We start from the raw sequence: 12,306 nt of genomic DNA, 5'->3' as shown, positions 1-12,306 counted from the left end.
CCCTTCCCACTGCCCGAGGGTCCCGGCCGCCTACTCCCCGGCCAGGATCCTCGGGCGCACCACGGCTCCACCGCACCCGACCAGAGGGGGACGAGGCATGGCGCGCACCGCACGGTCCGTCCCCCGTGCCACGGGGCCGGTCGCCGTCCTGCTCGCCGTGCTCCTGGCGCTGCTGAGCCCTCCGGTCCACGGCGCCCCGCACCCCTCCCCCGCGCCTTCGGCGGGCAGCAGCGCACCGCGGGCGGACGACGGACACGACCACGTCCGCCCGGCCGTGGTCCGCGGCCAGGGTGACGCCCCCGCCGAACGGCCGGCGACACCCGCCGAGCCGGCGTCGCGCCACGAGCCCCACAGCGAGCCCCCGCAGGCCCATGTCTTCCGTACGGCCGCACTCGCGCCGGCCCACGCCCACCCGGCCCCGACCCCCCACCGCCGCGCTCCGCCCTACACCTCCGGCATCTGACGCACGTCGTTCCCTTTCCTTCCCGACCCCCGGTCACCGTCGTGGCCGGGGTGTGCCTGCCGGAGGCCACCCGTGAACCGCGCCCTGCGCATCAGAGGGCTGCTCGCCCTCGCCGTGATCGCCCTGTCCCTGTTCGTCTCGTTCACCCAGCCCGTACGCCTCGGGCTCGATCTGCGCGGCGGCACGCAGATCGTCCTGGAGACCCGCCCCGGCGAGGGCGACTCCCCCGCCGAGGCCACCGACCGCACCCTGGAGGTGCTGCGCGACCGTATCGACGCGCTCGGCGTCGCCGAGCCCTCCCTGTCCCGCTCCGGCACCGACCGGATCGTCGTGGAACTGCCCGGCGTCCAGGACCCGACCGAGGCCGCCGACGTCCTGGGCCGTACCGCGCAGCTCACCTTCCACGAGGTCCTCGGCACGGCTGCCGATGGAGACGGCACGATGGCGGGCGCCGACGGTCCGCGCGTCCTGAAGGACGAGTCGGGGCAGCCGCTGCGGCTGGCGGCGGCCGAGCTGACCGGCAAGGACGTCGAGGAGGCCGCGGCACGCCTCGACCAGCAGGGCGGCGCCGGCTGGCATGTCGCCCTCGACTTCAAAGGCAGCGGCGACGGCTGGGCCCGGCTGACCGGAGAGGCCGCCTGCCATCCCGCGGGGGACGCGAGGCGGCGGGTGGCCATCGTCCTGGACGACAAGGTGATCTCCTCGCCCCAGGTCGACCCCTCGGTCGGCTGCGGCACCGGCATCACCGGCGGCTCCACCCAGATCACCGGTTCGTTCACCGTCGACGAGGCCAAGGAACTCGCCCTGCTCATCAACGGCGGCGCGCTGCCGGTGCCCGTCGAGACGGTCGAACAGCGCACGGTCGGCCCGACGCTGGGCGCCGAGGCCATCACGGCCAGCGCCTGGGCGGCGATCGTCGGCACGGCGCTGACCGGCGTGTTCATCATCGCCGTGTACCGGCTGCTCGGCTTCCTGGCCGTCGTCGCGCTGGCCTGCTACGGCCTGATCTCCTACGCCGCGCTGGTCGCGCTCGGCGCCACGCTCACCCTGCCGGGGCTCGCCGGGTTCGTCCTGGCGATCGGCATGGCCGTCGACGCGAACGTCCTCGTCTTCGAGCGCGCCCGCGAGGAGTACGCGGCCCGCCGGCGGCCCAGCCCGCGGTCGTCCCTCACGGCGGGGTTCCGGGGCGCGTTCAGCGCGATCGCCGACTCCAACATCACCACGCTCATCGCCGCCGGGCTGCTGTTCTTCCTGGCCTCCGGGCCGGTGCGCGGCTTCGGCGTCACGCTGGGCATCGGTGTGCTCGCCTCCATGTTCAGCGCGCTGGTCGTCACCCGCGTCCTCGCCGACCCCGTCGTCAACCGGGCCTGGCTGCGCCGCCGGCCGCGGCTGACCGGGATCGCGCACACCGGCGCGGTCCGGGACCGGCTGACCCTCAGGGCGCCCCGGCTGATGCGGCACCCCCGGCGCTGGCTGGCCCTGTCCGCGGCGGCGCTGGTGCTGGCGGCGTCGGGCATCGCGGTGCGCGGCCTGGACTTCGGTGTCGAGTTCACCGGCGGCCGGCTCATCGAGTACGGCACCTCCTCCCCCGTCGACCCCGACCGGGCCCGCGCCGCGCTCGCCGACGCCGGGTTCCCCGGGGCCGTCGTACAGGAGTCCGGGGACCAGCGGATCAGCGTGCGCACCGACCGGCTGACGAACGCCGAGGCGGCGGCCGTCACCGAGGCCGTCGACGCGGTGGGCGACGGGGCCGACAAGCTCCGGGACGAGACGATCGGACCGAGCCTGGGCAAGGAGCTGCGCCAGGGCGCGCTCATCGCGCTGGCCGTCGCCCTGGGCGCCCAACTGCTGTATCTGTCCGCCCGGTTCCGCTGGCTGTTCGGCTCGGCGGCCGTCGCCGCGCTCGCCCACGACGTGGTGATCCTCGTCGGGATCTTCGCGTGGCTGGGCAAGCCGATCGATGGTGTCTTCCTCGCGGCGCTGCTCACCGTCATCGGCTACTCGGTCAACGACTCCGTCGTCGTGTTCGACCGCGTCCGGGATCTGATGCGCCGTAAGCCCGAGGCACCCTTCGCGACCGTCGCCGAGCGGGCGCTGCTGCAGACGCTGCCGCGCACCGTCAACACCGGGATGGGGGCGGCGTTCATCCTGACCGCTCTCGCGGTGTTCGGCGGCGACTCCCTCACCGATTTCGCGCTGGCCCTGCTCATCGGGGTCGCGGTGGGCACGTACTCGTCGATGTTCACGGCGACCCCGCTCGCCGTGGAACTGCACCGGCGCACGTAAGGGGTGACGGTCACAGAGCCCAGACGTGCAGGGCGCTGTCGGCGGCGGACACCGTGTACCAGGTGCCGTCACCCAGCGCCCTGGGCGGTCCGGACACCTCGCGCGGGTAGGTGATCCGGTCGAGCGGGCGCGGGGAGGCCGGGGCGACGAGCCAGTGCCGGCCCGCCCCGTACTCCTCGTCGCTCTCGGTGGTGCCGACCACGACGGTCTCCTCGTCGACGAAGCCGCCCTCGTAGTCGAAGTACGCGCGGATCTCGTCGGCCTCGGCGTCCCCGGCGTCCTCCTCGGCCGCCGGGTGCGGGGGAACGGCTTCCGCGTCCAGGGCGGCCGTCACCGAGCCGTCGGCGGCGCGGTGCACGGCGAGGGTGTCCTGGTCGTGGGTCACGGTGAGCAGGCGGTCCCCCGTGGGGCTCACCGCGAGCAGCACGCGGTCCTCGCCGCCGAAGGTGTCCACGGTGAGCCGGCTACCGTCCCATCGGCCCCAGAGCAGCGGCGAGCCGTCCTGGCCCTCGCCGACGCTCAGGCCCATCCGGCCGGGGTCGGGGTGCGGGACGTGGACGGAACCGGCCGCCACCGTCCCCGTGGCGACGCGGGCCAGCACCGTGCCGTCGGCGGCGTCGAGGACCAGCCACACCTCCGGGCCGTCGTCCCCGTCCGCGTCCCCGTCCGCCGAGGGGCCGGGTATGTGCGCCCAGACGAGCCTGCCGTCGGTGGCGAAGGCGACCGAGCCGCTGCCGGAGTACCGGTGGTCCCGGTCGCCCACGTACTCGGAGGCGTCCGTGTGTCCCGCGCACCCCGCCCAGCAGGGGTGCCGAAGCTCCCAGCGCGTCCGGCCCGACCGGTCGACGGCGCGCAGGGCGTGCCGCCCCGCGAACACGGCGAGGTCGGCGCCGGGCGACAGCGCCCACGAGCCGAGTTCCGGCGGCCAGGGCGCGGGGAAACGGATCGTCGAGCCCGGCGCCCAGCCCGCGAGTTCACACACGATCAGCTCGGTGTCGTCGCGCTGGACGAGGAACCGGGCGCCCGGCCCGGACATCAGGCACGGGGCCGTGTCGAAGCCGGTGACAGGCGAGGGGGCGTCGAGCGAGGCGACGAGGCGGGCAGGGCGGGACACGTGGGCTCCACAGGGTCCGGGGACTCTGGTGGAACCCTAGGTCAGGCCACTGACATCGCCTCAGGCGGCCAGCGTCTCGTCCTCGGGCCTGCCCTCCCGGCGGTCGGCGCCGTAGCGCTCGAGCAGGGCGTCCGCGGCCTTGAGCGCGTCGTCGGCGGTCCGGGCACCCGTCATCACGCACAGCGTGTAGGTGGCGTCCTCGAGCACCCGGCTGGTGCGGCCGGTGGGAAGGACGTCGTGAGCGATACGCGCCTCCGCGAACCGGGCCAGGGCGCTGCGCAGTTCCTTCTCCGCCGGCAGGATCATGGCGATTCCTCTCTCCCGAGACAAGGCCGTCGTACGGCCGACTCCCCGCGCGGGAGGAACCGAGTCCGTCCCCGCGCAACACCGCCCGGCACCAGGTCCGGCACCGAGCTGATCACCAGGTGCCCCGGGTCGAAAGGTCCATGCCTGCACCCTGCACGGAATTTCACACGGGTCTGCGTCCCCAGGCCGTCAGCAGCCCTGCCGACAGGTCGGCGCACGCGTCCGAGGACAGATACCGGATGCCCTCGTCCACGGCCGCGTCGTCGACGCGGCCCGTGGCGCGCAGCGCCTCCCGGCTGCGGTCCCAGGTGTCGGCCCAGAAGCGGCTGATGGGGCTGCCCGGCTCCAGTGGCGGTACATGGATCTCGGCGGCGACCCGTTCGAGTCCCGACGCGCGCAGCAGCCGTGGATACGACGGCACCCGGGTGACGTCCGTGCCGATGGTGTCCCGCAGGCCCTGCCACATCGCGCGCATCACACGTGTGTAGGGGGTTTCGGGGGTGCGGTCGCTCGTCAGGTCGACGGCGTCGCCGAGCACCAGGAAGCCTCCGGGCTCCACGCACTCCAGCAGCACCCGGATCACCCGCTCGCGGTCCGGGAGGTGCATCAGTACGAAGCGGGCGTGGACGAGGTGGAAGCGGCCGGGCCCGAAGTCCGGTGCGGTGACGTCGGCTTCGCGTACCTCCAGGCCGGGTACGGCCCGCTCGGCGAGGAAGCGGACGTCGCGGTCGACGGCGAGGACGCTGTCCACGCCGGCCTCGTCCAGCAGTCGCCGCGCGACCGTGCCGGTGCCCGCGCCCACGTCCAGGCAGCGCCACCCGGGCCCGGCGCCGAGCGCCCGCAGCCGCGCCACGGTGACGTCGTCGTAGGCGAGGGCGCCGTAGTCGATGCGCTCCCCCTCGCCCTGCTGTCCGGGCCGGAAGACGGTCTCGCCGTAGCGACCGGAGCCGGGTTCCGCCCCCTCCTCGGCGGGCCTCATGGCGCCACCGGCGTACGGGTGTGCAGTGTCATGGCGGACCTCGTCGCGCGGCGGTGAGGGGAGCGGGGGCGGCCCGTCAGGTGGCCGCCCCCGCACCGATCCTGCACGCGGACCCTCCCGTACGGCCGAGGCGCGCCGAGACACACCGAGGCTGAGCCGATCGGCCCAACGCACGGGCAGCGCGCGGGCGTCAGCCGACCACGGGGCTGCGGCGTTCGATCAGCATGACGGCCGGACTCACGGTCGGCTCTCCTCGGCGTATCGAGTCGGTCAGGGCGGCGTTGCGTGCCCACGGTCCCATGCCCAAGGTGACAGCGGGGTGGATGGGCCGACGGCGTATTCCTGAGGTGACCTCTCCCTATGAATGCGGAACACCTTTCAAGTTACCCGGAGGTTTCTCGTGACTTCTTTCACAGCTCTGCGTAGAACTCGTTTCCGTTCTATGTCAGAAGGGAGATCTGCATGGACTCTGGCAGAGCCAGTCACGTCGAAGGAAGAGGTCTTTCCCGCCGCCACTTCATCAGTGGAACAGGTTCTATTCTTGGCGCCGCGACTTTGGGCGTATTCGACCTTCCCCCGGCCGCCGCCGCCCCGCGCGAGGCGGTCATCGAACCCGGCGCACAGGTCACCGCACTCGTCATCGGCAGCGGATACGGAGGGTCCGTCACCGCGCTCCGGCTCGCGCAGGCCGGCGTCGACGTCCATATGGTGGAGATGGGCATGGCCTGGGACACCCCGGGCACCGACGGCAAGATCTTCGCCAACACCACCAGCCCCGACTACCGGTCCTTCTGGCTGCGCACCCGCACCAAACAGCCGCTGAGCAATTTCCTCGGTTTCCCGCTCGACCGCGACGTGCCCCGGTACACGGGCATCCTCGACGCCGAGGAGATGGGCGGCATCGTGGTGTACCAGGGGCGCGGGGTCGGCGGCGGCTCCCTCGTCAACGGCGGTATGGCCGTGACCCCGGAGCGCAGCCGCTTCCCCGCCGTGCTCCCGTCGGTCGACGCCGACGAGATGTACGACGTCTACTATCCGCGCGCCAACAGCACCCTCGGTGTGCGGACCATCGACCCGGCGTGGTTCGACACGACGGAGGCGTACACGTACGCGCGCGTGGGCCGTAAGCACGCCCAACGGTCCGGCTTCCGCTTCGTGTTCGTGCCCAACGTCTACGACTGGGACTACATGAAACGCGAGGCCGAGGGGTCCGTGCCCCGGTCGGCCCTCGCCAGCGAGATCCTCTACGGCAACAACCACGGCAAGAAGTCTCTGCCGAAGACCTATCTCGCGCAGGCCCGCGCCACCGGACGGGTCACCATCTCACCGCTGCACCGGGTGACGTCGGTGACACCGGCCACCGGCGGCTACTCGGTCACCGTCGAACAGCTCGACACGACCGGGACCGTCACCGCCACCAAGACGGTGACGGCGCGACGGGTGTTCTTCGCCGCGGGCAGCGTCGGCACCAGCAAGCTGCTCGTCCGCCTCAAGGGGACGGGTGCGCTGCCCGCGCTCAACCACGAGGTCGGCAACGGCTGGGGCGAGAACGGCAACGTCATGTGCGGCCGCGCCAACCATCTATGGGACCCCACCGGGGCGCTCCAGTCGTCGATCCCGACGGCGGGCATCGACAACTGGGCGGCGGGCGGCGCGTTCGCGGAGGTGGCGCCCCTGCCGACCGGCATCGAGACCTGGGCGTCGTTCTATCTGTCCATCACGAACAACCCGCACCGCGCCCGGTTCACCTGGAACGCGGCGGCGGGAAAGGTCGAGCTGGACTGGCAGACCGCGTGGAAGCAGCCGTCGATCACGATGGCGAAGACGATCTTCGACAAGATCAACGCGAAGGAGGGGACGATCTACCGCTCGGATCTGTTCGGCGTCCACAAGATCTGGGGCGACCACCTCACGTACCACCCGCTGGGCGGAGCCGTGCTCGACAAGGCGACGGACAACTACGGGCGGCTGCGCGGCTATTCGGGGCTGTATGTGATGGACGGGGCCCTGATCCCGGGCAATGTGAGCGTGAACCCGTTCGTCACGATCACCGCGCTCGCCGAGCGCAACATCGAGAGGATCATCGCCGACGACTTCTGACGGCGACTCAATGGGCGGGGCGGGCCGGGACCACGGGGTCCCGGCCCGCTCGTCATACGCCGCGTGCCGTCGGGACCACGCACACGCTGTCGATGCCCAGCACATGGTTGAGCCTGCCGAACGCCAGCCAGGAGCCGATGCTCATGCTCAGCTCCACGATCTCCGCCTGGCTGTAGTGCGCCTTCATCCGGTCCCAGAACGCGTCGTCCAGACCGTGGTGGTCGGTCGCGTAGCGCTCGGCGTACTCGGCGGCGAGCCGGGTGCGTTCGTCGAAGGCGCCGGTCGTGCGCCACTGAGCGACGGTGTCCAGGAACTCCTCCTCGACCTTCTGCCCGTCGCGTTCGGTGCGCCAATCGAGGCAGAATTGGCAGCCGTTGATCTGCGCGATCCGCAGCCGGGCGGCCTCGAACTCGCGCAGCCCGAGGGTGGTGTGCTCGTAGACGGCCAGGGAGAAGGCGCCGGCGGCCCGGCCGATCTCCGGTACGAGGTCGCCCCAGACGTACGGGATGGGGTCGGCGCCCTCGGGGATGTCGATGCGCATGGTCACCTCTTTCCGAGTCGGCCCGCCGCCGGGCGCAGCGGGACGTCGAGTGCGTCGTAGAGCCCCGGTCCGGCCTCGGCCAGCCAGTCGATGGCGTTCACCAGGCGCCCGGCCGCCGTCGCGTTCCCGCCGGCCGCCCGGTTCTGCCCCTCGTCCGTGGCCTCGACCGTGACCTCGATGCGGGGGCGGCCCTCGACGATCACGCGGTGGGCCCCGGCTCCGCCGTCCGGCGGCGTGGGCCAGTCCGGTGCGCAGGAGGGGTGGATGCGGGTGATGTGCTCGACGACGATCCGGGGCTCGCCCGCGACCATGCCCCGCACCTCGAGGCGTACGGCTCCCTGGGTGCCGGCCCGGAACTCCCCCATCGTGGCCGTGTGGACGGTCTCCTCCAGCGGGCGGCGTTCCAGCGTCTCGTCGATGCCGTCGAGTGCGGCGCCCAGCGCGCGGGCCATCATCCGCAGCTGCCCGCCCCAGATCATCGTGGGGATGCCCTCGGCGAGCATCAGCGGCTGGTGGTCGAGCGGATGCCCCATGCCGATCAGATCCCGGACGGCCTCCTCCTGGTCGTAGGTGGAGTAGTCGAAGATCTCCTGGCAGCGGAGCACGTCGATCTCCGAGCCCAGTCCGCTGACCAGCAGCGGGAGGACGTCGTTGGCCCAGCCGGGGTCGACGCCCGAGACGAACAGCGCGCCGCCCCCGGCCTCGGCGGCTTCGGCGAGGACGTCGCGGATCTCCTCGGGCGCACCGGTGGGGTCGTACATGCCGTACAGGGAGGGGGTGACGACGACCGCTCCGGCGCGCAGGGCGCGGGCGACGTCCTCGATGGCGCCGTCGGGGCGTACGTCACCGGAGGCCGCGTACACGACCGCCCGGGGTCGGGCCCGCAGCACCGCGTCCACGTCGTCGGTCGCCGCCACACCGAGGGGCCGGCCGAGCCCGCTCAGCTCGCCCGCGTCCCTGCCGGCCTTGGCGGGGTTCGACACCAGTACGGCCATCAGGTCGAGCGCCGGATGGGCCGCCACCGCCCGGATGGCGGCGCGCCCGACGTTGCCTGTGCCCCAGACCACCGTGGGAATCATGCGCGGAGGGTAACGACGCGTATCGAAAGTTCCCATAGCCGTGCACAAGGATTCGCGGCGGGTCCGGGGTCAGCCGTCGCTGTCGTGGCCCCAGCGGTCCGGCCCGACGCCGCGCCAGTCGATCCAGGGCGCGAGCGCCACGTCGGACGGGTCGATCTCCAGTCCGGCGCGGCGCAGGAACTCGGCGACATCGGCGAGGTTGTGGGCCAGTCCGAGGATCTCGCCGTCGACCCGGACACGCCGGCCTCCGGTGGGGGACGGCGGATGCACGGTCACACGCACTGATCCGGACATGTCCTCAGGATCATCCGGGTCGCCCGGCCCCGCACTCCAGCGCGTCATCGGGCGGCCCGGCCGCCCGCGCGGCCCAGCTGCCGCAGCTCCCACCACGCGCCGGGGCTGGGCCGCCGGTGCTGCCAGTAGGGGTGGAAGAACACCTCGGCCGACAGCCGGTACAGACGCCGGCGCAGTTCGGTGCGGCCGGGCCGCTCGGCGAGCTGCCGGTAGGTGGTGCTCCACTCCTGCTGGGCCCGGGTGAGGTCGTCTGGAAACGTACGCATGGCCGAATTCAATCATGTGTTCGATTTTCAGGGCCACCGGGACCGGACGATGGCCGGAAGGCCCGCTCACGCCTCCGGGGAGAGCGTGCTCCAGCCGTGTTCCAGGAGGTCGAAGGCCCGGGTGACGGCCGCCCGGGGGTCGTCGTGGACGGCCGCGGCGCGGGGGGCCTCCAGCGCGAAGTGGGCCAAGGCGGTGCAGGCGGGGTCGTCCGCGGCGAGGCCGCTCTCCTCGGCGATGACCCGGGCGAGCGCGGCGGTGTGCCGCAGCCACATCTTCTGGCCGTAGTCGAGCAGCGCGGGGGTGCCGTTCACCAGCTCGGTGAAGGCGGCGAAGCGGGAGTCGCCGTCGCCCGAGGCCAGACGGGTGGCGAGGGCATGCTCGCGCAGGGCGGCCGGGATGGACTGCCCTCCGGGCCGCTCGCGGACGGCGGCGAGGAGGCGGGCCTCCTGCTCGGCGTCCTCGTCGAAGACCAGGGCCTCCTTGACCGGGAAGTGCTTGAACAGCGTGGTGGTGGAGACGTCGGCGGCGTCCGCGATCTCGCGGATGCCGACGTCGTCGTATCCGCGCTCCAGGAACAGGCGCAGGGCGGCGTCGGCGATGGCCTGGCGGGTGGCGGCCTTCTTGCGCTCACGGCGCCCCATCGGCGCGGAGGAGGGGTCGGGCGCGGTGTCGGTTCGCGTGCTGGGCATAACCGGCAGCCTACCGCTTGAGTTGACCCGATTCAAAAGTTGACTCGTTGCACTTATTGAGTCGGTGTGCTTTTCTGAAGCCGTCTTCCCCTACCCGGCGAACCCACTCGAACGGAGCATCCATGACCAGCACTTCGGCACCCCGCATCGCGATCATCGGCGCCGGCCCCGGCGGCCTGACCTGCGCCCGCATCCTCCAGCGGCACGGCATCGCCGTCACCGTCCACGACCGGGACGCCGGCCCGGACGCCCGCGACCAGGGCGGCACGCTCGATCTGCACGCCGACGACGGCCAGATCGCCCTGCGCGAGGCCGGCCTCCTGGACAGGTTCTTCCGGCTGGCCCGGCCCGAGGGGCAGGAGATGCGTCAGCTGGACCCGGCCGGCACGGTCCTCTTCCACCATGTCCCCGAGCCCGACGAGCGGTTCAAGCCGGAGATCGACCGGGGTGTGCTGCGCGGTCTCCTGCTGGACTCGCTACTGCCGGGCACCGTCCACTGGGGCCGGACCCTGCGCGCCGTGACCAGCCCCGCCGACGGCCCGCGTCAACTGCGGTTCGCCGACGGGACCACGCTCGAGTACGACCTCGTCGTCGGCGCGGACGGCGCCCGGTCGACGGTCCGCCGCGCGCTCTCGGCGGCCGAACCCCGCTACACCGGGGTGAGTTTCCTGGAGGCGTGGTTCCATGACGTCACGACCCGGCACCCCGACCTCGCCGACCTGGTCGGCCAGGGCAGCGCGGCGGCGGCCGACGGCGAACGCGGCCTGTTCGCGCAGCGTAACGGCGGCGACCATGTCCGCGTCTACGTCATCCAGCGCGTCCCGGCGGACTGGATCGCCGCCGATGGCCTCACCGTGCGGGACACCGACGGCATACGCGCCCGACTCCTGGACCGCTTCCGCGACTGGTCACCCCGGATGCGCCGGCTGATCTCCGACAACGACGGCCTCTACGTCGACCGCCCGATCTTCGCCCTGCCCGTCCCCCACACCTGGGAGCACCGGCCCGGTGTGACCCTGCTCGGGGACGCCGCCCACCTCATGCCGCCGCTGGGCGTCGGCGTCAACCTCGCCATGCTGGACGCCTGTGAACTCGCGCTCGCCCTGGCCCGGCACGACACGGTCGACGAGGCCGTCCGCGCCTACGAGCGGACCATGCTGCCCCGCTCGGTGGAGACGGCCCGAGCGCTCGACGGTGCCGCCGAGCATCTGCTCTCCACGGAGCTGCCCGACTTCGCGGCCGCCGAACAGGGCTGACGGCTCCTCAGTCGGTTGCGCCGACCTCCTCGACCGGCGGCATGAAGGCGCGCAGCCAGCGTTCCGTCTGGGCGACATGGGCCTGGGCCGCGCCGGCCGCGGCGACCGGGTCGTGGTCGGCGATGGCGGTGGCCAGGACACGGTGGTCGTCGTCGCTCTTCCGACGCAACTCCGGGCCCTCAGGGAGGGTGAAGACCTGGTACTTGCGGCTGCGGGCACGGAAGACGGCGAGGAGGGTCGCCAGAGTGGGATTGCCGCCCACCCTGGCGATCTCCGCGTGGAAGCGGTGGTCCAGTTCGGAGGCCTCGGTGGGATCGCTGGTGGCCTCCATGGCGTCGATCAGCGAGAACAGGGTGTCGACGTTCTCCGGGGTGCAGCGCGCCGCCGCCTGGGCGGCCACATGGGCCTCCAGGACGCGCCGGATCTCGTAGACCTCCAACAGGCCGGAGAGCGGCAGCAGCTCGAGGGTCAGGGAGAGGCTGCCGATGACGTCCTCGGGCCTCAGCTGGGAGACATAGGTGCCCGAGCCGTGCCGGGGCTCGATGACACCCAGGGCGGCGAGCATGCGGACAGCCTCGCGCAGCGACCCCCGCGAGACGCCCAGCTCCTCGCAGAGCTCGCCCTCGGGCGGGATGCGCTCACCGGGACCGAGGCGCCCCGTCCCGATCATGTGCCGTAGGCCGTGGAACGCCTTCTCGACTGCGGACATCCGTCCCCTCTTCCTCCCCGTACGGGCCGGCGATCACGCCGCCGACGCCTCGGAGCACTGTAGCGACTTTCCGATGTGTCGGCCGCGTATCACCCCGAAGTCATCTGATGACTTTCACGGTACGACCCCTTGTTTCCGCCTCTGAAGATGTGCAGGATGCCGAGTCATCAGATGTGTCCGGCGGATCCTGTGCTTCCGCAGGACCGCCCTGCCCAGATGTGGA

General features: G+C 72.4%; 13 protein-coding genes. 4 read left to right on the top strand and 9 right to left on the bottom strand.

Annotated features, from left to right (window positions below):
- Window positions 1-97: 97 nt before the first annotated feature.
- Window positions 98-463 (top strand): hypothetical protein, encoded by a 366-nt coding sequence (locus KBY32_RS23920; RefSeq protein ID WP_210981558.1) that lies wholly within the window; start codon window positions 98-100, stop codon window positions 461-463.
- A gap of 72 nt (window positions 464-535) precedes the next feature.
- The gene (gene secD / locus KBY32_RS23915) at window positions 536-2,749 is read left to right on the top strand and encodes a protein translocase subunit SecD (protein WP_055623133.1); all 2,214 of its coding nucleotides are present in this window, start codon (window positions 536-538) and stop codon (window positions 2,747-2,749) included.
- Between the two features lie 10 nt (window positions 2,750-2,759).
- Here the strand turns inward: secD and KBY32_RS23910 are convergent, their stop codons facing one another.
- The 3 genes from KBY32_RS23910 to KBY32_RS23900 form a co-directional block, all read right to left on the bottom strand.
- Window positions 2,760-3,863, bottom strand: coding sequence for a hypothetical protein (locus KBY32_RS23910; protein ID WP_210981557.1), 1,104 nt, complete (start codon window positions 3,861-3,863; stop codon window positions 2,760-2,762).
- Between the two features lie 60 nt (window positions 3,864-3,923).
- A complete protein-coding gene (locus KBY32_RS23905) occupies window positions 3,924-4,169 on the bottom strand; it encodes a DUF5133 domain-containing protein (protein WP_055623131.1) in 246 nt (81 codons plus the stop codon).
- Window positions 4,170-4,332: 163 nt separating this feature from the next.
- Window positions 4,333-5,148: a class I SAM-dependent methyltransferase gene (locus KBY32_RS23900; protein ID WP_210981556.1), complete on the bottom strand. Its 816-nt coding sequence runs from the start codon at window positions 5,146-5,148 to the stop codon at window positions 4,333-4,335.
- 462 nt (window positions 5,149-5,610) lie between these two features.
- Between KBY32_RS23900 and KBY32_RS23895 the strand changes: the two genes are divergently transcribed.
- Window positions 5,611-7,248 carry a GMC oxidoreductase gene (locus KBY32_RS23895; protein ID WP_210981555.1) on the top strand — a complete coding sequence of 546 codons (1,638 nt, stop codon included), beginning with the start codon at window positions 5,611-5,613 and terminating at the stop codon, window positions 7,246-7,248.
- Window positions 7,249-7,300: 52 nt separating this feature from the next.
- Here KBY32_RS23895 and KBY32_RS23890 read toward each other — a convergent pair whose 3' ends face one another.
- The 5 genes from KBY32_RS23890 to KBY32_RS23870 form a co-directional block, all read right to left on the bottom strand.
- A complete protein-coding gene (locus tag KBY32_RS23890; protein ID WP_210981554.1) occupies window positions 7,301-7,789 on the bottom strand; it encodes a carboxymuconolactone decarboxylase family protein in 489 nt (162 codons plus the stop codon).
- A gap of 2 nt (window positions 7,790-7,791) precedes the next feature.
- Window positions 7,792-8,868 carry a dihydrodipicolinate reductase gene (locus tag KBY32_RS23885; RefSeq protein ID WP_210981553.1) on the bottom strand — a complete coding sequence of 359 codons (1,077 nt, stop codon included), beginning with the start codon at window positions 8,866-8,868 and terminating at the stop codon, window positions 7,792-7,794.
- A 69-nt stretch (window positions 8,869-8,937) separates the two neighbouring features.
- Window positions 8,938-9,162, bottom strand: coding sequence for a hypothetical protein (locus KBY32_RS23880; RefSeq protein ID WP_055623126.1), 225 nt, complete (start codon window positions 9,160-9,162; stop codon window positions 8,938-8,940).
- Between the two features lie 44 nt (window positions 9,163-9,206).
- Window positions 9,207-9,428 (bottom strand): hypothetical protein, encoded by a 222-nt coding sequence (locus KBY32_RS23875; RefSeq protein WP_210981552.1) that lies wholly within the window; start codon window positions 9,426-9,428, stop codon window positions 9,207-9,209.
- A 66-nt stretch (window positions 9,429-9,494) separates the two neighbouring features.
- Window positions 9,495-10,118 carry a TetR/AcrR family transcriptional regulator gene (locus KBY32_RS23870; protein ID WP_247689892.1) on the bottom strand — a complete coding sequence of 208 codons (624 nt, stop codon included), beginning with the start codon at window positions 10,116-10,118 and terminating at the stop codon, window positions 9,495-9,497.
- 122 nt (window positions 10,119-10,240) lie between these two features.
- On the opposite strand from KBY32_RS23870, the gene KBY32_RS23865 reads away from it, so the two are divergent.
- Window positions 10,241-11,374, top strand: a complete 1,134-nt coding sequence (locus KBY32_RS23865) for an NAD(P)/FAD-dependent oxidoreductase (RefSeq protein ID WP_210981551.1) — start codon at window positions 10,241-10,243, stop codon at window positions 11,372-11,374.
- A 7-nt stretch (window positions 11,375-11,381) separates the two neighbouring features.
- On the opposite strand, the gene KBY32_RS23860 is transcribed toward KBY32_RS23865, so the two are convergent.
- The gene (locus tag KBY32_RS23860; protein ID WP_055623122.1) at window positions 11,382-12,083 is read right to left on the bottom strand and encodes a FadR/GntR family transcriptional regulator; all 702 of its coding nucleotides are present in this window, start codon (window positions 12,081-12,083) and stop codon (window positions 11,382-11,384) included.
- Window positions 12,084-12,306: the final 223 nt, after the last annotated feature.

The sequence above is a fragment of the Streptomyces sp. RK62 genome (genome assembly GCF_018070255.1).
GTDB classification, from domain to species: domain Bacteria; phylum Actinomycetota; class Actinomycetes; order Streptomycetales; family Streptomycetaceae; genus Streptomyces; species Streptomyces nigra.
The sequence above is the reverse complement of the archived record's forward strand: the minus strand, read 5'-3'. Positions and strand labels throughout refer to the sequence as shown.